The organism is Breoghania sp. JC706 (assembly GCF_037026715.1).
Classification (GTDB): Bacteria; Pseudomonadota; Alphaproteobacteria; order Rhizobiales; family Stappiaceae; genus Breoghania.
Genome location: NZ_JBANCG010000001.1, coordinates 337,062 through 355,290, shown reverse-complemented (window position 1 = coordinate 355,290; position 18,229 = coordinate 337,062). Strand labels below are relative to the sequence as shown.

Annotated in this window: 14 protein-coding genes; 4 read left to right on the top strand and 10 right to left on the bottom strand. The window is 65.6% G+C overall.

All coding sequences use genetic code 11. From position 1 onward, the window contains the following. Window positions 1-33 precede the first annotated feature (33 nt). Window positions 34-1,212 carry a VWA domain-containing protein gene (locus tag V2L18_RS01530; RefSeq protein WP_336175961.1) on the top strand — a complete coding sequence of 393 codons (1,179 nt, stop codon included), beginning with the start codon at window positions 34-36 and terminating at the stop codon, window positions 1,210-1,212. A gap of 237 nt (window positions 1,213-1,449) precedes the next feature. Here the strand turns inward: V2L18_RS01530 and V2L18_RS01525 are convergent, their stop codons facing one another. Beyond that, window positions 1,450-1,875 (bottom strand): universal stress protein, encoded by a 426-nt coding sequence (locus V2L18_RS01525; RefSeq protein ID WP_336175959.1) that lies wholly within the window; start codon window positions 1,873-1,875, stop codon window positions 1,450-1,452. Window positions 1,876-2,092: 217 nt separating this feature from the next. Between V2L18_RS01525 and V2L18_RS01520 the strand changes: the two genes are divergently transcribed. Then, window positions 2,093-3,472 carry a glutamine synthetase family protein gene (locus V2L18_RS01520; protein ID WP_336175958.1) on the top strand — a complete coding sequence of 460 codons (1,380 nt, stop codon included), beginning with the start codon at window positions 2,093-2,095 and terminating at the stop codon, window positions 3,470-3,472. 81 nt (window positions 3,473-3,553) lie between these two features. On the opposite strand, the gene V2L18_RS01515 is transcribed toward V2L18_RS01520, so the two are convergent. From V2L18_RS01515 to V2L18_RS01505, 3 genes are all read right to left on the bottom strand, one after another. After that, complete coding sequence (locus tag V2L18_RS01515) at window positions 3,554-4,561, bottom strand: glycosyltransferase family 2 protein (RefSeq protein WP_336175957.1); 1,008 nt, start codon at window positions 4,559-4,561, stop codon at window positions 3,554-3,556. Between the two features lie 569 nt (window positions 4,562-5,130). Further along, window positions 5,131-5,454 carry a 2Fe-2S iron-sulfur cluster-binding protein gene (locus V2L18_RS01510; protein ID WP_336175955.1) on the bottom strand — a complete coding sequence of 108 codons (324 nt, stop codon included), beginning with the start codon at window positions 5,452-5,454 and terminating at the stop codon, window positions 5,131-5,133. Between the two features lie 181 nt (window positions 5,455-5,635). Continuing rightward, entirely contained in the window at window positions 5,636-6,004 is a 369-nt protein-coding gene (locus tag V2L18_RS01505) for an Hpt domain-containing protein (protein WP_336175954.1), read from the bottom strand. Between the two features lie 786 nt (window positions 6,005-6,790). Here V2L18_RS01505 and V2L18_RS01500 point away from each other — a divergent pair. After that, window positions 6,791-6,934 (top strand): hypothetical protein, encoded by a 144-nt coding sequence (locus V2L18_RS01500; protein WP_336175953.1) that lies wholly within the window; start codon window positions 6,791-6,793, stop codon window positions 6,932-6,934. Between the two features lies 1 nt (window position 6,935). Then, window positions 6,936-12,431 (top strand): antitoxin, encoded by a 5,496-nt coding sequence (locus V2L18_RS01495; RefSeq protein ID WP_336175952.1) that lies wholly within the window; start codon window positions 6,936-6,938, stop codon window positions 12,429-12,431. Between the two features lie 257 nt (window positions 12,432-12,688). On the opposite strand, the gene V2L18_RS01490 is transcribed toward V2L18_RS01495, so the two are convergent. The 6 genes from V2L18_RS01490 to V2L18_RS01465 form a co-directional block, all read right to left on the bottom strand. Further along, window positions 12,689-13,789: a thiolase family protein gene (locus V2L18_RS01490; protein WP_336175951.1), complete on the bottom strand. Its 1,101-nt coding sequence runs from the start codon at window positions 13,787-13,789 to the stop codon at window positions 12,689-12,691. Beyond that, complete coding sequence (locus tag V2L18_RS01485) at window positions 13,786-14,934, bottom strand: AMP-binding protein (RefSeq protein ID WP_336175950.1); 1,149 nt, start codon at window positions 14,932-14,934, stop codon at window positions 13,786-13,788. Before V2L18_RS01485 ends, V2L18_RS01490 begins: the two co-directional genes overlap by 4 nt. Window positions 14,935-14,936: 2 nt before the next feature. Then, a complete protein-coding gene (locus V2L18_RS01480) occupies window positions 14,937-15,632 on the bottom strand; it encodes a nitroreductase (RefSeq protein WP_336175949.1) in 696 nt (231 codons plus the stop codon). Window positions 15,633-15,754: 122 nt separating this feature from the next. Beyond that, complete coding sequence (locus tag V2L18_RS01475; RefSeq protein ID WP_336175947.1) at window positions 15,755-16,612, bottom strand: NAD(P)H-binding protein; 858 nt, start codon at window positions 16,610-16,612, stop codon at window positions 15,755-15,757. A 77-nt stretch (window positions 16,613-16,689) separates the two neighbouring features. Further along, on the bottom strand, window positions 16,690-17,376 hold the full coding sequence (locus tag V2L18_RS01470; RefSeq protein ID WP_336175946.1) for a YafY family protein: 687 nt from the start codon (window positions 17,374-17,376) through the stop codon (window positions 16,690-16,692). Window positions 17,377-17,439: 63 nt separating this feature from the next. Further along, window positions 17,440-18,057, bottom strand: a complete 618-nt coding sequence (locus tag V2L18_RS01465) for an ABC-type transport auxiliary lipoprotein family protein (protein WP_336175945.1) — start codon at window positions 18,055-18,057, stop codon at window positions 17,440-17,442. Window positions 18,058-18,229 lie beyond the last annotated feature (172 nt).

The window sequence follows — 18,229 nt, the reverse complement described above, 5'->3', positions numbered from 1 at the left end:
GCCCACCGCCCTCGGCCTCCACAGGGATCAGCGATGTTCGTTCACTTTTTCCAGGAACTGAAATCCGCGGGCCTTCCCGTCTCCTTGCGCGAATACCTCATGCTGATGGAGGCGCTGAAGGCCGACCTCGCCGAACGGCGGGTGGAGGACTTCTATTATCTCGCCCGCGCGAGCCTGGTGAAGGACGAAGCCAACCTCGACAAGTTCGACCGGGTCTTCGGCCATGTCTTCAAGGGTCTCGACCTGATGAGCGAGGCGGTGGAAGGCGCCGAGATCCCGGAAGAGTGGCTGAGGAAGCTCGCCGAGAAGCATCTCACCGACGAGGAAAAGGCCGAAATCGAGGCGCTTGGCGGCTGGGACAAGCTGATGGAGACGCTCAAAAAACGGCTGGAGGAGCAGAAGGGCCGCCACCAGGGCGGCAACAAGTGGATCGGCACCGCCGGCACATCCCCCTTTGGCGCCTATGGCTACAACCCGGAAGGCGTCCGCATCGGCCAGAAGGAGAGTCGCCACCGCCGGGCGGTCAAGGTCTGGGACAAGCGCGAGTTCAGGGATCTCGACGAGACGGTGGAGCTTGGCACGCGCAACATCAAGGTGGCGCTGAAGCGGCTGCGCAAGTTCGCCCGCACGGGCGCTGCGGAGGAACTGGACCTCGACACCACCATCAAGGCGACCGCCCACCAGGGCTATCTCGACCTGAAGATGCGCCCCGAGCGGCGCAACGCGGTGAAGGTGCTGCTGTTCTTCGACATCGGCGGATCGATGGACGACCATATCCGCGTTTGTGAGGAGCTGTTTTCCGCCGCACGCACCGAGTTCAAGGTGATGGAGCACTTCTACTTCCACAATTGCCTCTACGAGGGCGTGTGGAAGGACAACCGCCGCCGGCACACCGACGTGACGCCGACCTGGGACGTGCTGCACACCTATCCCGCCGACTACAAGGCGATCTTCGTCGGCGACGCGTCGATGAGCCCCTACGAGATCGCCTATCCGGGCGGCGCGGTGGAGCACTGGAACGCGGAGGCCGGCGAGACCTGGCTCCGGCGTGTCACCGACCTCTATTCGCATGCGGTGTGGCTGAACCCGGTGCCGGAAAAACACTGGGCCTACACCCAGTCGATCGAGATGATCCGGCAGCTCATGGACGGCCGGATGTACCCGCTGACGCTCGAAGGGCTTGATGCCGCGATGAAGGAGCTGACGCGGTAGATCGTTTCATGGCCCAGCGAGAGAGAAACGCCGGCGTTTCCGTTGCCGCCCATCCTTCGAGACGGCCTTGTCAGGCCTCCTCAGGATGACGTTGTGTGTGCTTTTAGTTTCTCTGAAATGACAACACGATAACGTCATCCTGAGGAGGCGCTTCAGCGCCGTCTCGAAGGATGGGCGGCTTGCTTGCGCCAACCACGCAATACTCTGAAACAAACGCCCCCCGACCGCTCCGCCCTCTCAGTCGCGCACCACCAGCACCGAGCATTCCGCATGGCGGACGATCTTGGCGGCGTTGGAGCCCAGCAGATAGGTGGCGAAGCCCGGGCTGTGGGAGGCGATGACGATCAGATCGGCATTGAAGGCCTGCGCCTCCTCCAGCACCTCATGATAGACGGCACCCGAGCGCACGGAGATGCTGACGCTTTGCGCGGGCAGTTCCAGCCGCGCGGCGATCTTGGCGAGCTGTTCGCGCGCATCCACGACGATACGCGAATCGTAATCCGCATCGAGCGCTTCGGTGACGAAGCCCCGGATCGGCGATACGACGGAAACCAGCCGCAGCACCGCATCATATTGCCGGACGAACTCGACCGCCTTTGCAAGCGCGCTGTCGGCGAAGGCGCATTCCGCCGGATCGACCGGTACGAGAATCGAATTGTACATCAGCTGTCAGTAACCCCGTCGGCTTCCCCCTGTTGACATCCGACCGCCGGCGACCGCCGGATGACGGTGACGCCATCACATTTGCAATCGCCATATATTGCGAGTGGGTAGGAATACGGATGTGCGCGGGGTGTTCGAGCCTTGCCATACGATCCTGCTTGACGCAAGAGCGCAGACAGCGCTTTCTCCCCTGCGTTCAACTCGATGGAGCCGACCGATGCCCTCCGAAGACCTCGCGACCCACGTTCCCTCGAGCCCCGACGATGCCGTCCGCTGGCTGCGCGAGGCCCGCATCGACGAAGTCGAATGCATCGTTCCCGACATGAATGGGATCATGCGCGGCAAGATCATCCCGCGGGAGGATTTCATCCGCCTGATCGGCGACGGCGTTCGGCTGCCGGAATTCCTCTTCTTTCAGGCGGTGACGGGGGATACCGCCGACGAGAGCACGATCGTCAATCCGCTCGACCGCGACATTCGCGCGGTTCCGGACCTCTCCACGATGCGGCTGGTGCCGTGGTACGAGGAGCCGACGGCCCAGGTCATCTGCGACTGTGTCTTCATGGACGGCACGCCGGTCGATTTCGCCCCGCGCCAGGTGCTGCGCCACGTGCTCGACCTCTACGCCAAGCGCGGCCTGCGCCCGGTCGTGGCGCCGGAGCTGGAATTCTACCTGACCGGTCAGAACATCAATCCCGACCTGCCGCTGACCGTGCCTGCAGGCCTGTCGGGGCGCAAGGAATCCGGCCATCAGGCCTACGGCATCGAACATGCCAACGACTACGACCACGTCGTCAACCTGATCTACGACTATTGCGAGACGAGCCGGATCGAGATCGCCACCATGGCGCACGAGGCCGGCCCCGCCCAGCTGGAGATGAACTTCCGGCATGGCGATCCGGTGGAACTCGCCGACCAGACGTTCCTGTTCAAGCGCTCCGCCCGCCTCGCCGCCCGCCGCCACGACATGGTGGCCACCTTCATGGCCATGCCGCACCAGGACATGCCGGGCTCGGCGACGCACATCCATCAGTCGATCGTGCGGCTTGAGGATGGCTCCAACATCTTCGTCAACGACGACGGCAGCGACGCGCCGGCGCTGCTGCATTACATCGCCGGCCTGCAGACCTACGTGCCGGCGGCGATGTCGGTGTTCTGTCCGAACGTGAACTCCTACCGCCGCATCCGGCTTGAATCCGATGCGCCGATCAACGTCCACTGGGGCCGCGACAACCGCACCTGCGGCTTGCGCGTGCCCGATTCCGCACCGATCTCGCGCCGGGTGGAAAACCGGGTGATCGGCGCCGACAGCAACCCCTATCTCGCCATGGCGGCGACGCTCGCCTGCGGTCTTCTGGGCCTGGAGGAGGAACGCCTGCCGGAACCGATGGTCGAGGTCGATGCCCACACGCTCGGCGTCTCTCTGCCCTGGCACATTCACCAGGCGCTGTCGGTTCTGCAGGAATCCGAGCCGCTGCGCCGCGTGCTCGGCGGCCGCTTCGTCGACGCCTATGTCGACGTCAAGCAGCTGGAATGGCACCTCTACAACAAGGTGATCTCGTCCTGGGAACGGGAGTATCTGCTCTTGAACGTGTGAGGCTGCAGCGGGAAGCGGGGAAGGCCCGCAATCCTGCGGCCACGTGACAGGCTCCGGAGCAGACCCGGCGCGGCGGTGCAATCACGCATTCAGAACGATGCAACGATCATCCGTGATCCTCATGCACCGCCTGATCGTGGCAACATAGAGCCATTTTTTCTTCCGCAAGCGGTTGACGAAATCGGCCTCCGCCTGTCTGGCTGGCACCACCTCGCCCCGCGGGCACGCATCCAGTCTCGCGTCCCAGTCGGCAATGCACTCTTTCAGATCCCGGAAGAGATGGACTTCGTCCATGGAGAAATTCCCGGCGCAGACGTCGATGGCTTCGCCCCTGTTGCGGTAGTTGGCGACAAGCCACGTGAAGTCTGCCGTCTCGATGTCTTTTTCGAGCCAGTCAGGTCCGTATTTCTCGACCAGAAGCCGCGCCGTGCCGTTTATCTTTTGCCCGAATTCCTTTGGCGGACAGCTTCGTATTTTGTCTCTCAGGTTACGGAAGCTCAGGAAGGGAATATGGAAAATCGAATGGGAAGAGTCCTGGGCAACACGTTTTCTGAAATTCCTGAGGATGCCCGAATTGAGGTTCAAGGGACGGTGATTGCCTTCCGTTATCAGGAAATTTCGAAACAGGCGCATGTTATACGCCATCTTGCTCGTTCCCGACGGCTCATGCTGGAAGGACAACAGAGTGGCATCGTCCAGATTTGCAACGGTTCCTGCAGGAACGCCGTTACGCCAACGCAGACAGACGACACTGTCATCCGAATGCATCGCCATGAATTCCCTCGTCTCGGACAAATTTGAGAACGGGAGGAACTCGTCGATGTCGAGCACGAAAACCCAATCGAACCCCCGGATCTCGGGGAAATTGGACAAGACTGTGTTGATATTCACATCCGACGCGAAAATCGCCATGCGGGACCTGAACACCGAGACCCGATCGGTTGCCAACCCGCGATAGTCCTTGTCGGAGTTGTGATCGATCAGGAATATCTTGTCGACACATCGCAGGTGGTAAGCAAGAAACGCCGGAACGTATTGTCTACTATTCTTCGTCTGAACGACTATGCACGATTTTTTATCAGCGATCATAATTCTTATATTCTTATTTCATACGCAGCACACAGCTTCGTAATGCCCCGTTGAGGGGACATGTTATCTATCGCGTGCACGATCACGCGCATGGGGTTCGAGGGACCGGCCGGGAGGTTACGGGACGAACCTGTGGGAGGGCTTGGGAGGCTGTATCGAGGGGTCTCTTGGTGGGGCGACGGACCAGTATTGCGCGGATTACGGGAACATCGACAGGCGCGGAAGATCTGGCCTTCCCACGTTATGCCGCCGGTTCATCTGTGAAAATGTCCAGAGCAGCACACTGTCCGCCTGTCTGCGGAGGAATTCGGGATCATGCGCGCCAAGTTATCAGCACGGCATTGGGGGGAATAATCAGTCATCATGCCGCATGTGGTGACGAACTCCTGAAAAGGATGATCCTGGGGACAAGGTTACGGCCGGAGCCCTGCCGACGGCCGGGCGGCGGAGCCCGGCAAGTTCCCGAACCGGATTCCAGCTGCAGGAAATACGAGCCCGCGGCTCGTCAGGATTTCACCGGACAGCTTTCTGGCGCGACAGAACGAATGAAAGGCGTGAGGCGGGGAGCCTCAGGCCTGGCGCTCGGGGATCTGCACGACGAGACCGTCGAGCGCGTCCGTCACCTTGATCTGGCAGGACAGCCGCGACGTGGGGCGCACGTCATAGGCGAAGTCGAGCATGTCCTCTTCCATCGGCTGCGGCGACCCCGTGGCCTCGACCCACTCGGGATCGACATAGACGTGGCAGGTCGCGCAGGCACACGCGCCGCCGCACTCCGCTTCGATGCCGGCGACCATGTTCTTGATGGCGTTTTCCATGACTGTGGTGCCGACGGCGGCCTCCACGGTTTTCCGTTCGCTGCCGTCCGCGCTGACATAGGTGATCTTGGGCATGAAGCTTCGCTGACTGGTGTATTCGGGAGGATGACAATGCCTTCCGACATAACCACTCCGCAGCGCCAGTCAAGTCAAGCAAAAGGGCAAGGGCGACGAAAAACGAGGCAAGAGGCCCGCGGCGGCTGACGCCGAAGACACACGGGCGCAGCGAACAGGTTGCCTCAGGCCGATGCCCCGCTCAGCCGTTCTCGTCCAGCAGATGGCGGATATATGTGTTGGCCGCGGCGATTGCTGCCTCCAGGTCGCCTGACAGACCGTCCGTCATGGCCTGTGCATCGCCCTCCACCCGCTCGGCGAGTTCCGCGACCTGCCAGGCGCCGATGCCGCGGGCCGAGCCCTTGATGGTGTGGGCCGCCTCGCTGCGCTGCCCTGCATCGGGCGCCCGCTTCAGCTTCTCCAGCCAGATTTCCGACTGGCGCGAGAAGAGACGCAGCACCTCCTGCTCCAGCGCCCGGTTGCCGAAGGTGTGGCGCGCCAGGTGGACAAGGTCGACCGGTGCGGCCGACGTGCCGCCGTCGCCCGAAGAGGCAAGACCGGATGAAGCCATATTGGTCTCCGCATGGTTGCCCGCCTGCGCCCGGACGGCGGACAGCGGGTTTCGATGGAGGCCGATCATGCCCCCCACCGGCAAAAACCCGGTTAAGAATAGATCGTGTTTTCCCCGCACTGATGCGCCTGAGCACCAACAAAGTGAATTTTTGGTTAACGTCGCATCCGCCGCCACCTCTCTCCGCAACGTGAGCACGGCACAGGCTACCGCAGCTCGCGCGCCACGCGCATCTGGACGGGCGGCCGCCTTGCCCGAAAGATCGTCACGCCAGCGAGAGAGGCGCCACCACCCGCGCTCGATTGACGGTCTTTCGCGGCGACTTCGAATAATAAGTAGATTCAATGTCTTGAGAAGACGGTCCGAGCATTGCGGCGCTCAACGCCGGCCTGTTCATCGCACGCACCAGATGAGCAATGCGGTAGTATGAAACCTTATCCAATGTCCGGGGAATGACCCCGCCCGAGCCGGCCGCAGTGACATGGGAACACCCTGGAACCGGGCGCCACACCAACCGTGAATATCGTCATTTTTTACGATAAAATATCTGCCGAGAGGACCCTTCCGGCCGCCTGCCGGCCGGCTCCGCAGCCCGAGATTTCTTGTCCATTTACCCTGTTTGTGCCAATAACATGGAGGATGCGGCTGAATGCGAAGAACGTGCTGTCAGCACAAGGCCTTATTAAGGGCGGATGTGTTAGCGGCAGGATCGTGTACCGGGACGGGGCACGAACGCTCTTCGGGCCGCGGGGGTCGTGCCTAACATTGACCATGATGACAAGGTTCATGGCGGCCGAGCCAGAAATGGCCGCATTTGCGATTGCTCCGGCGGTGGCGGCCGCCGGGTTTATCGATGTGTATCGCGATTGCGGCAACGGCGAACGGCAATCTGTCGCCGGCAAGTACAGAGTACCGACAGAGGCGATCTGACATGGCGGGTAAATCGCAAAAGTCCAACGATCCGGCGGAAGCGGCCCTTTCGGCCGTCGAAGAGGCGCTGAAGCTCGAATTCGAGAGCGACGCGCGCAGCTCTTCCGGCACGGGCGTGGACACCGGAGAAAGCGGCGCTTCAGGGGAAGGCGACGCGGTCGATGCGATCGCGGCGGCGGTAAACGCGCGCGAGCGTGAGGAAAAGAGTGCGCCGCGGCGCGGCCGCAGGGCCCGCTCCACGCGACAGAGCGCGGCCAACGACGACCGCCGATCGATCGGCAACCTGATCTATGCGCTGCAGCGCCAGCCCTCCACGGCGCCGGTGTGGATCGCCTTCCTGCTGTCGATCGCCTGGGTCGGCATCGGCGGCGGCATCGTCTGGTCCGCCTTCAACACCGAAATCAATTCCATCGCGACGCTGAGCGAGATCGCCCGCTTCCCCTCGCTGATCGCCGCCGGCATCGCGCTTGTGCTGCCGGTCGTGTTCTTCCTGGTGCTGGCGATCATGATCCGCCGCGCCCAGGAGATGCGCATCGTCGCGCACGGCATGACGGAAGTGGCGCTGAGGCTCGCCGAGCCGGAGGACATCGCCAAGGAATCCGTGCTCAACGTCGGCCAGGCCATCCGCCGCGAGGTCGCCGCCATGGGCGACGGCATCGAGCGTGCCATCGCGCGTGCGAGCGAACTGGAGGTGCTCGTCCACAACGAGGTCGCCTCGCTTGAACGCTCCTACAACGACAACGAGCTGAAGATCCGTGCGCTGATCGACGATCTGGTCAGCCAGCGCGAAGCCATCACCGCCAATGCCGACCGTGTGCGCACCTCGATTTCCGGCGCGCACGAGAGCCTGGCGACCCAGCTGTCGACCACCGCCGAGCAGATCGACACAGCGGTGAGCGCCGCCAACAGCCGCCTGACCGAGACGTTCGATTCCCGCGCGATGAACTTCACCTCGGCGGTGGACGAGCGTCTGCAGAACATGACCGCGTCGCTCGATGCAGCCGGCCGCGATCTCGTCGATTCGCTCTCCTCGCGCGGCGAGGACTACGTCGACCGGCTGACGCGTTCCTCCTCCGAGCTTTCGGAAGTGCTGAGCCTGCGCGGCAGCGAGATCAACGTCCGCCTGTCGGAGACAGCCGACAGCCTGGTCACGACGCTGATGGATCGCGGCAACGCGATCAACAAGCTGCTGAGCGAGACCGGCGAAAGCGTGTCCGAGACGATCGGCCTGCGTTCGGCGGAAGTGAACGACACGCTGACCATCGCGGGTTCCACGATCACCGAGGCCTTCGCCCGTCACTCCGAGGAGATCACCGCCCGCCTCGACACAACCGGCCGCACGCTCATCGACAGCATGGACGAGAAGGTCTCGACCCTCGACGAGCGCATGCAGACGACCGGCGAGAACGTCATCTCCACGATCACCCATCACGGCGGCGAGGTGGCCGACCACATCGCCACCAAGGGTGCGGAGATCATCGACACGATCACCAGCCGCACGACGGAAGTTGCCGACATCCTGCAGGGAACGGGCGAGTCCATCGTCGTCGACCTGTCGCTGCGCGGCGGCGAGATCGCGGCCAAGCTCGACAGCACCGCAAGCCACCTCACCGAGACGATCACGGTGAAGGGCGGCGACCTGGCCGAACGGCTCGGTTCCATCGGCGAGCGCATCCACGAATCGATCACCGTGGAAGGCGAGCTGCTCGACAAGCGGCTTGCCTCCCGCGGCGAGGCGATGGGCGAGCTCATCGCCCGCCACGCGGCTGACTTCGACGCCACCGTCGCCTCCGCGACCACGGAAATCAGCGCGGCTCTGGGCGAGCGCTCCTACGAACTGGGCCAGCGCCTGTCTGAGACCGGTACCGAGCTTGCCCGCCTGATGGGCGCGCGCGGCGACGCCATCGCCAACGAACTCGGCACCATCGGCGGCCGGATTTCGGAAACGGTGGACGTGCGGGCCCGTGTCATGCACGACAGCCTCGCCAGCCGGCTTGCCGAACTCGACACGCTCATCAACGAGCGCGGCGGCGAACTGGTCGGCTCCTTCGGCAACCGCACGGCGGAACTCTCCACCGCGCTGGAAGGCCATCTCGGCGCCATCGACGGCGCCCTGGAAGATCGCACCCGCGCGCTCAACGAGAGCCTCGACAAGCACCGCCAGACCATCGACGGCACGCTGGAGGAGCGCACCGGCTCGATCAACACCGCGCTGGAGCGCCGCATCGGCGCCATGGACCGCGCCCTTGCGGAACGCACCGAGGCGCTGGATGCCGCGCTGGAAAGCCGGTCCAACACGCTGGATGCGACCTTCGAGAACCGCAGCCTCGCCCTCAACGAGGCGTTGGAACAGCGCACCACGGCGCTCGCCTCCTCGCTGGAAAGCGGAACCGCCCGCATCACCGAGGCGCTGGAGACGACCGGCGGCAGCATCGGCGAGACGGTTCAGACCGCATCCACCCGCATCGCGGAAACGCTGGAGAGCGGCGCAACCCGCATCGGCGAGACGCTGGACAGCGGCGGCGCCCGCATCGCCGACACGTTCGACGACAAGACGGCGATCGTCTCCGACGTTCTCAAGGCTCGCGTGGAGGAAGCCGGCGCCGACTTCGACCGCCGCACCGACGAGATCGCCAAGCAGCTCGACGCACGCTCCCAGGCGATCGGCGAGACGATGGCGGAGAAGCTGGAGTCCTTCGACAAGGCCGTCGGCGACCGCATCGACGGTGCCGCAAGCCACATCAACGAGCGTTCCGAGAAGCTCGCGGAGACGATGAGCACCAACATCACCCGCGTCGACGAGACGCTGGATGCGCGTGCCCGCCAGATCTCCGAGACGCTGATCGCCCGCACCCGCGAGATCGCGGGCGCCTTCGTCGTCGGCCAGAACGAAATGACCGACGCGCTCAACGGCCGCCTGGACGAGGTGAGCAAGGTGCTCTCCCGCCAGACCCAGCAGCTCACCGAGATGCTGTCGGAGCGCATCGCCGAAATCAACGTCTCGCTCGGCTCCAAGGTGTTCGAGGTCGCCGAGACGCTGGACGGACGCGCCGGCGAGATCGAGCGCATCCTGAACGACCGGCTTTCCGCCATCACCGGCTCGCTGGCCGAGGAAAGCGAGAAGGCGCGTTCCGTCGTCACCGAGGCCATGACGCGCGCATCGCAGGTCATGGAAGGCGAGAGCGGCAAGGTGCGCGACCTGGTTCTCCAGGCCGTGGAACAGGCCGGACGCTCGATGAACGCGGAAAGCGAGAGGGCCCGCACGCTCTACACCGCAACGCTCGCCGAACTTGGCGGCGCGCTGTCGGGCGAGAGCGAGCAGGTGCGCGAGACCATGGCCCGCACCATCGCGGAAGTCTCCGGCAGCCTGAACGCGGAAAGCGAGCACGCCCGCATCATTCTGGAGAAGACCTCCGAGCAGCTTCACCAGCTGGTCTCCGGCGAGGCGGACGAGTTGCGCGACCGGGTCACGCTGGCCGTACGCGAGGCGGCCCGGGTCCTCACCGACCGCAGCCGCATCGTCACCGAGGATCTCAAGGAACAGGCAAGCTCCTTCAACGAGACGCTGGCGGCCCGCTCGACCGAACTGTCCACCCTGCTGGGCACGGACGGCAACGAGCTGGTTTCCGCCATCGAGGCCCGTTCGCGCGACCTCACCGGCCGCATGGACGAGGTCCACAACGCCATCCTCGACGCGATCACCGTCAAGGGCCGCGACGTCTCCGAGAACATCGCCCGTCAGGGTCTGGAGACGACACGCTCCATGGCCGCGACCGGCGAGGAGATCGCGGCCGCGATCGAGGCCCGCTCGCGCGATGCGGTGGCGCTTCTGGGCTCCACCAACGATCGCCTGCAATCGGAGATCGCCGGCATTCTCGACCGTCTCAACCAGTCCAACACCGGACTGCGCGAGGTGCTGTCGAGCGCGGGCGAGAACCTCAACGAGATCGAGACCAAGCTCACCCAGCGCGCCGGCGAGTTCCGCACCGCGGTGGACCGTGCGGTCACCGATACCAACGAGTCGACCGCGATCATCGGCGATCAGGTGGCAGCCCTTCGCACCGTTTCCGGCGCGATGCTCACCGACATCACCGGCCTCGCCGACCGCTTCGAGGAGCAGAGCCAGCAGATCACGGCGGCCGCGCGCCAGCTCGACGATACCCAGCGCACCGTGACGCGCTCGGTGAGCGAGCAGGCCTCGACCATCGAGAACGCGGCGGAAAGCCTGGTGACCAAGACCGGCACCGTCGACGAGCTGATGCAGAACTTCGCGCAGCTTCTGGCCGGCACGCTGTCGAGCGCCGACGACAAGGCCCGTGCCGTCGTCAACCTGCTCGGCCGCACCGCCGACACCGCCACGCAGACGCTGAACGACCAGCTCACCACGCTGGAAGAGACCGCGTCCGCCCATGGCGACAAGGCCCGCGAGGCCGTCAAGGCCGCACAGGCCCAATTCGTGGAAGAGGTCGGCCGCACCGTCGGCGAGGCCTCCGAGCGCTTCAACGAGGCGACCAAGCGCATGCGCGAGGTTGCCCGCGAGGTGCAGCGCGAACTGGAAGCCACCCGCGCCGAACTGAAGCGCGGCGTGCTCGATCTGCCCGAGGAGACGCAGGAATCCACCGCCACGATGCGCAAGGTGGTTTCCGAGCAGATCCGCGCGCTGAACGAGCTGTCGGAGATCGTGGCGCGCCAGTCGAACGCGCTCGATGTCGCGGCACCGCAGGCGGCTCAGGCCCAGCAGGCGCATTCGCCGCGCCAGCCGGTCCCCGAGGCCCCGGCCTCCCGCTGGCAGGCGCCGCAGGCCTCCCAGCCGTCAGCCGCACCGGCGCAGACGGTTGCCCGCACCCCGCAGCCGGCCGCTCAGCCCCCGGCCCAGCCGGCACAGAACTATCAGCGCCCGGCCACACCGGCTCCGGCGCCCGCCAAGGCGGCGCCCCAGCAGCCTCAGCCGGCCGCGCGTCGCCCGGCTCAGCCCGCCTCGCAGCCGGCGGAACGCGCCCCCCAACGCGGCACTCAGGCCGGCCAGCCCAAGGGCTGGGTTTCCGACCTGCTGCGTCGTGCCTCCGAGGACGAACGCGAACAGCCGGAGGCCGAGGCCCCGCGCCGCGACCGTTCCGCTCCGGCGACCGGCACCGGTGGCCGTTCGCAGCTGCACATGGTGGAATCGCTGAACTCGCTGTCGATGGACATCGCCCGCGCCATCGACCACGAGACCTTCATCGACCTGTGGGACCGCTACCGGGCCGGCGAGCGCAACGTCTTCACGCGCCGTCTGTACACCCTGCAGGGCCAGCAGACCTTCGACGAGATCCGTTCCAAGTATCAGCGCGACCCGGAATTCAGGGGTGCCGTTGATCGCTACATCGAGGATTTCGAGGCGCTGCTGACCCAGGTCTCCCAGAACGATCGCGACAACATGCTGAGCGAGACCTACATGTCGTCCGACACGGGCAAGGTCTACACCATGCTCGCCCACGCCAGCGGCCGCCTCGACTGAGGTTTAGCGACATAGCGAAACGACAGGGGGCGCGTCGCAGGACGCGCCCCTTTTGTTTTCGGCTTTTAAAATCCGGTAGATTTATCCGGCGTCATCCCCCGGCTTTGTCCGGGGGATCCACCTTTCAGCGCATCCCGGACGAACTGGATTGCCCGGACGGAGCCGGGCAATGACGGTGGCAAGCGTATTGATCAGGAAGATAACGGGGCCGCGAGCCGTCCCGAGGGAATCGGCTTCACACCGTCCTCTCGGCCGTATTATGCCCGCAGCAACAGCGCCGAACCGATGCCGCCCGCGGCCGCGATGGCGCACATACCCGTTCCACCTGTGGCGCCCAGTTCGTGGTAGAGCCGGCAGGCGAGGATCGCGCCCGACGCCCCGATCGGGTGGCCGCGTGCAAGCGCGCCGCCGCCGCGATTGATGCGGTCGGCAGGCAGTCCCGCACCTCGGATGCAGGCCATGGCCTGCGCCGCGTAGGCTTCCATCAGTTCAACAGCGACGAGATCGCCCGGACGGAGCCCCTGCCCTGCCAGAACGCGCTTCACCGCCCGCACAGGCGCAATGCCGGGCATCGTGCTTTCCCCGCCCGCACTCGCATGAGCGACAATCTCCGCCCCACGCAGATGCGGCATTTCGCGAAGAACGTCGGCAGACGCCACGAGGCAGAACGCCGCCGCATCCGCCTCCACCGCCGTTGCCGCGACGCTGACCGTACCGGAGACGACGGGCGTTCGCGCCGCAAGCCTTGGCGACAGCGCACGGGTGAACATGTCCTGCGCCACCCCCGCCAGCGGCACGATTTCACCCGCAAGCCGCTCCCGCGCGGCAAGCGCCCGGGCGTGGCTGGCGACCGCGTAGGCATCCTGTTCCTCGCGCGTAATGCCGTACTGGCGGGCGAGTTCATCCGCCGCATCCGCCATGTCGGGATCCTGTTCGGGAAAGGGCGAAAACGGCGGACGGGTGTAGAATTCGGGTTCTCGGCCATCGGCGAAGGTGTGGGCGCGCAAGGGCCGCAGCGAGAAGCTCTCCGCCCCGCCGGCAATCACGATGCGCGCCTGCCCCGCATCGATCATGGCAGCGGCGAGCGCGATCGCATCGAGCCCGCCGGCGCATTGCGCGTCGATGCTGAGGCCCGAGACATGTGGCAGCCCCGCCGCAAGGGCGGCGACGCGTGCCGGATTTCCGCCGCCGCCGAGCGCATTGGAAAGAATGATCTGGTCGACGCGGGCGCCCCCGATCCCCGCCTCGCGCAGCAGGGCTTCGATCACGGGAGCCGCCAGCTCGTGCGGGCGCAAGGCCTTGAAGGCGCCGCCGCGCGGCACCACTGCCGTTCGAAGCGCTGCCGCGATGAAGCTCATGTTGCCCTCCCCTCCAGAGCGCCAAGATCGGGTTTGCCGGAGGCGAGAAGCGGGAACGGGTCGAGATAGACGAACCGGCGCGGCACCATTTCCGGCCCGAGCTCACCGCGGATCTTCTGCCGGAGCAGCCGCTCTTCGGCATCGTCGTCCCGGCCCTCGATGAAGACGACGAGCACGTTTCCCCTGAGCACATCCTTGCGGCTGATGACGGCGCAGGCCCGACTGCCCAGAACCTCGGCCAGAACCCTTTCGATCTCCTCGGGAAAGACGTTCCTGTCGGCGATGGTCACCATCCGGCTCGTGCGGCCGGCGAGCCAGAGATATCCCTCGCCATCCTGCCGGCCGAGTTCGCCAACCGTCAGGAATTCGCCGTCGCGCCGCGTGTCCGCGCTCTCGCCCTCGCTGTAGCCTTCGAAGAGATACGGGCTCCTCACCCAGATCTCGCCGATGCCCGCCGAGGCGTTGCGGATCTCGATCTCGACGCCGGGATAGGCGCGCCCGACCGAACCTTCCGGCGTGCCACCGTCGCTGAGCGTGATGAAGCTCGTCTCCGAGGCGCCGTAGAACTGGCGCAGCTCAGCAGATGGAAAGACCGACGCGACCCGTTCCGCCGTCGCCCGGTCGAGCGCGCCGCCGCCGCACAGGATCAACCGCACGCCGGGAATGCCGCGCTCCGCCGGCAGCAACTTGAGCTGCGTTGGCGTGGCATAAAGAACGCTGACGCCGGCCTCGGCCAGCCGCTCGGCCTGATGATCGGGCCGCATGCCGGCCATGAATTCCACCCCCGCGCCGGCGTGCAGCGCTTCCAGAACGCCGTAGAGCGCCAGCGAATGGCCGAGATTGCCGAACACCGCCGCACGATCGTCGGCAGTGAACCCGAAGAGCTCTCGGTTGACCTCGAAGCTGCGTTCCCATGACGAGAGGGCGCGGCGGATGACCTTGGGTCGGCCGCGGCTTCCAGACGTCATGCATTCGATGTGCCCGGCGCCGGGCCGCGCCTCGACCCAGGGGGCGCGATGGGAGACCCGCAGGCTCGCCCCCTCCGCCCGCAGGTCGAGCAGCCGGGAGAGCGCATCGGCCATCTCGCCGGATGCCCGCTCCAGCGCAATGCCGTTGCAGGCGATTTCGACCCGCGCCTCGGCCATCCTCAGGCCTCCCCGTCGAAACCGTGAAAGGCTGCGTAGTCGGCGAGCCCGATGCGTTCGGTGCGAAAGCCGTTGACCGGCGCCGCACGGTCCGCCCGGCCCAGGGCGATGCCGCAGACGACGAGTTCGTCGTCGGCAAGGGCAAGGCGGCGGTGGATGTAGCGCCCGTAATTGGAGAGCGCGCCGATCGCGCAGGTGGCATAGCCGAGGCTTTCGGCCGCCAGCATCAGAGCCAGGACCGACATGCCGAGATCCATGTAGCAGCCAGCCCCCATGTCGCGGCGGATGGAGACGACAAGGCCGACCGGCGCATCGAAGAACCGGTAGTTCGCGGCAAACTGCGCCTTGCGGCCCTCGAGGTCGCGCCGGTCGATGCCAAGCGCGCGGTAGAGCGCATAGCCGGCCCCTCTGCGCCGCTCCTTCAGATGCGCGGGCATCGGATCGGGAAAATAGGAGTATTCCGGCGGCTCCGGCGCCTCGGCCTCGGCATGCGCGGCAAGATCGGCACAGAAGGCGCTAAGCGGCTCGCCGGTGAGAACCTGAAAGCGGCCCGGCTGCAGGTTCGAGCTGCTGGGTGCTGCGCGCGCGGCCCGAAGGAGCTGCTCCAGGATCGCCAGAGGCACGGGCTCGCTCAGGAACTTGCGGCAGGAATGCCGGCTTTCCAGAAGCGCGAACAGCGGGTTTTCAGGGCAGGTCATGGGGCGCGGTCGCAATCACGGGAGAGAGGAAACGATAGCGCGGCTTATAACCTTGAAGCCTTCATGCGAACAAGGACGGCAAAGCCACGGACGCATCCTCTCCCGATGACCGGCATGCGCCTTCAGTTGCTGAGAGCCGCGCGCAAATAGCTCTCCAGACCGGTCGGCCCGCGCACGGGATCGGCCGGCGTCTCGATCCCGCCATCGGCGACGACCCCGGTCATTCCGGCGAAAGACTGCGCGGACGCGGCGGAAAATCCGGCCTGGCGGTAGCATGCCTCCCATTCACCCGGCGGCACCTCCTCCACCTGTATCTGCCGCCCCCAGAGGCCGGAGAGCACATCCGCCACGTCGCGCGGCGTGTAACAGCGCGGGCCCTCCACATGCCAGGGCGCAATATCGTCCGCCGGTTCGAGCAGCCGGCGGGCGGCCGCCTCGCCCAGATCGTCGGGCGACACCATCGCGAGCGGCATGTCTGCGGGAAGAAAGGAGACAAGCCGACCCGTTTCACGGGCCTGCCGTGCGGAAAGCAGCCAGTTGCTCATGTAGTATGCGCCGCGATTGATCGCCGCCGGGATCGGCTGCGCAAGTGCGCCCTGTTCCAGCGCATGCAGGACCGTCAGGTCTCCGCAGTGCGAGCCGGGGCGCGCGCCATAGGTCGAGACCACGACGACCTTTTCCAACGGGGCGCCTTCAAGAGCCTGAAGGATTGCGGCCACACCGGCGCTTTCCTCCACATCGATATCGCCAGCCGGGTTTGCCGGCGGATTGAGAAGCAGAGCACGCCGGCCACGGGCGAGAACGTCATGCAGGGACCGCGCGTCGCGAATATCGGCGACCGCGATTTCGGCTCCGACCGCCCGCAGGCTTTCCCCGTGCGACGCGTCTCGAGTCACGATGGTCACCGGTTCTGCGCGCGCAAGCAGATAGCGCGCCGCCGCTGCGCCCACCTGTCCCGTTCCGCCAAGAATGATATGCACGATCAAACTCCTTTTCGTTCGCAAGCGAACGCGCGGAGTAGCAGCGCCTCCCGTCAATTCGTGTCAGGAGCGATCCGTCACAGGTCGGCCTCTGGTTCCTCCAGACTGTATTCGGCCAGAAGGATCCGCCGGGGCGCCGGCAGGCGATCGGCAAGGTTGCTCAAGGACTGGATGCGGTCGAGGCGGAAATGGCGGAATGCCTCGCGGCGCTCGCACCATGCAACCAGAATCTGCGTATCGTCGAAGAAGGCGAGCGCGATGGGCCAGACGATGCGTCTCGTCTCCGCACCGCGCGCATCGCGATAAAGGATCTCGATCTTGTGCTCGGCGGAAATCGCCTGGCGCACCTGTCCGATCCGTTCGCCGTCATCCGTGTTCGACGGGGCGACCGCAAGCCCGCTGGTGCGCATGGCGCGCGCCCGATCCTCGCCGAGCCCGGCGGCGATCTTGGCGAGCGCACCGGATGCGGCTTCGCACAGATCCGGATCGCCACGCCGCTGCACAAAGCGCAAGCCCAGCAGCACGGCGTCGGCTTCAAGCTCGCTTAGCGCCAGCGGCGGCATGAAGAAGCCTTTTCCGAGCACGAAGCCAAGGCCGGCCACGCCTTCCACCGGCGCGCCGAGTTCGGCCAGAACCTTGAAGTCGCGAAGGATGGTGCGCTCCGACACCTGGAACTTCGCCGCCAACTGCTTTGCGGTGACCGGCCGACGGTGCGCACGCAATTCCTCAAGAAGAGCGAGAAGACGTCCACTACGCCCGGTCATGGCGGACCCCAGGCAGTCAATTTAGAAGGGACCGCATCGCGGCAACGGGAGCGCATCCCACCCTCAGATCCGTCCAAGCGTCCAGTTCACGAGATCGACAAGACACTTGTCTGTGGCGCGGTCGATCGCGGCCACGGCATCCTCGACCGTATCGCTCGCCGCGCGCTCTTCGGCCCGGAAGGTGCGGCTGGCGAGAACCTTGCCGTTGCGATCGTTGATGATATTGGCGGCGAACTCCACCCGCGCCACGCGCGCGCCATCGACGGCGAGCTGGAAGGCGCGGATGTCGGTGGCGATCTGGTAGTCGATCAGCAACCCTTCGCCCGGCCGGCCGGCCGCGCGCACGCCGCCGGAATTCTGGAAGGCCTCGATCATCTTGGACTGCAGCAGGCGGGGAACACGGTCGCTCCAGGCCGCACCGCCGAAATAGCTCATCGAGATGTCGTTGGAGACGACGGCGATGTTGTCGGTATCGAGTGCGGCGACCGTATGCGGCGCCGCGACGAGGATCTGGGCCTTGCTGTGACGGCTCGTTGCGCCGAACTCGCGCGGGGCACTGAGCGTGTAGATGTCGCGCGGCGCCGGGCCCCCGCCGAGCGCGGCGCATCCGCTCACCGCCGCGACAAGCGCAACGGCCGCGCCGCGCCGGGCCACATCTGCGATCGTTCTCAGCCACACCATTGCGTCCGTCGCCTCTTTGCCCGCGCTCCGCCGCCGGCATTGCCGGCATCGCGTCACGTCGGTCCGTTTTTCGGCCCGAGGGCCACAGGCCCTTCCCGAACAGGCCTGCACCTTCACAGCCTTTTGCGCTATTCGCACAAGCCCGTAAAGCATCACGCGCCACGAGCCTCAT

Coding starts and splice junctions, on each gene's coding strand:
- V2L18_RS01515 (WP_336175957.1), bottom strand. CDS start 4,561: ATGATCGCTGATAAAAAATCGTGCATAGTCGTTCAGACGAAGAATAGT.
- V2L18_RS01510 (WP_336175955.1), bottom strand. CDS start 5,454: ATGCCCAAGATCACCTATGTCAGCGCGGACGGCAGCGAACGGAAAACC.
- V2L18_RS01470 (WP_336175946.1), bottom strand. CDS start 17,376: ATGACCGGGCGTAGTGGACGTCTTCTCGCTCTTCTTGAGGAATTGCGT.
- V2L18_RS01505 (WP_336175954.1), bottom strand. CDS start 6,004: ATGGCTTCATCCGGTCTTGCCTCTTCGGGCGACGGCGGCACGTCGGCC.
- V2L18_RS01525 (WP_336175959.1), bottom strand. CDS start 1,875: ATGTACAATTCGATTCTCGTACCGGTCGATCCGGCGGAATGCGCCTTC.
- V2L18_RS01520 (WP_336175958.1), top strand. CDS start 2,093: ATGCCCTCCGAAGACCTCGCGACCCACGTTCCCTCGAGCCCCGACGAT.
- V2L18_RS01495 (WP_336175952.1), top strand. CDS start 6,936: ATGGCGGGTAAATCGCAAAAGTCCAACGATCCGGCGGAAGCGGCCCTT.
- V2L18_RS01485 (WP_336175950.1), bottom strand. CDS start 14,934: ATGGCCGAGGCGCGGGTCGAAATCGCCTGCAACGGCATTGCGCTGGAG.
- V2L18_RS01465 (WP_336175945.1), bottom strand. CDS start 18,057: ATGGTGTGGCTGAGAACGATCGCAGATGTGGCCCGGCGCGGCGCGGCC.
- V2L18_RS01530 (WP_336175961.1), top strand. CDS start 34: ATGTTCGTTCACTTTTTCCAGGAACTGAAATCCGCGGGCCTTCCCGTC.
- V2L18_RS01480 (WP_336175949.1), bottom strand. CDS start 15,632: ATGACCTGCCCTGAAAACCCGCTGTTCGCGCTTCTGGAAAGCCGGCAT.
- V2L18_RS01490 (WP_336175951.1), bottom strand. CDS start 13,789: ATGAGCTTCATCGCGGCAGCGCTTCGAACGGCAGTGGTGCCGCGCGGC.
- V2L18_RS01500 (WP_336175953.1), top strand. CDS start 6,791: ATGGCGGCCGAGCCAGAAATGGCCGCATTTGCGATTGCTCCGGCGGTG.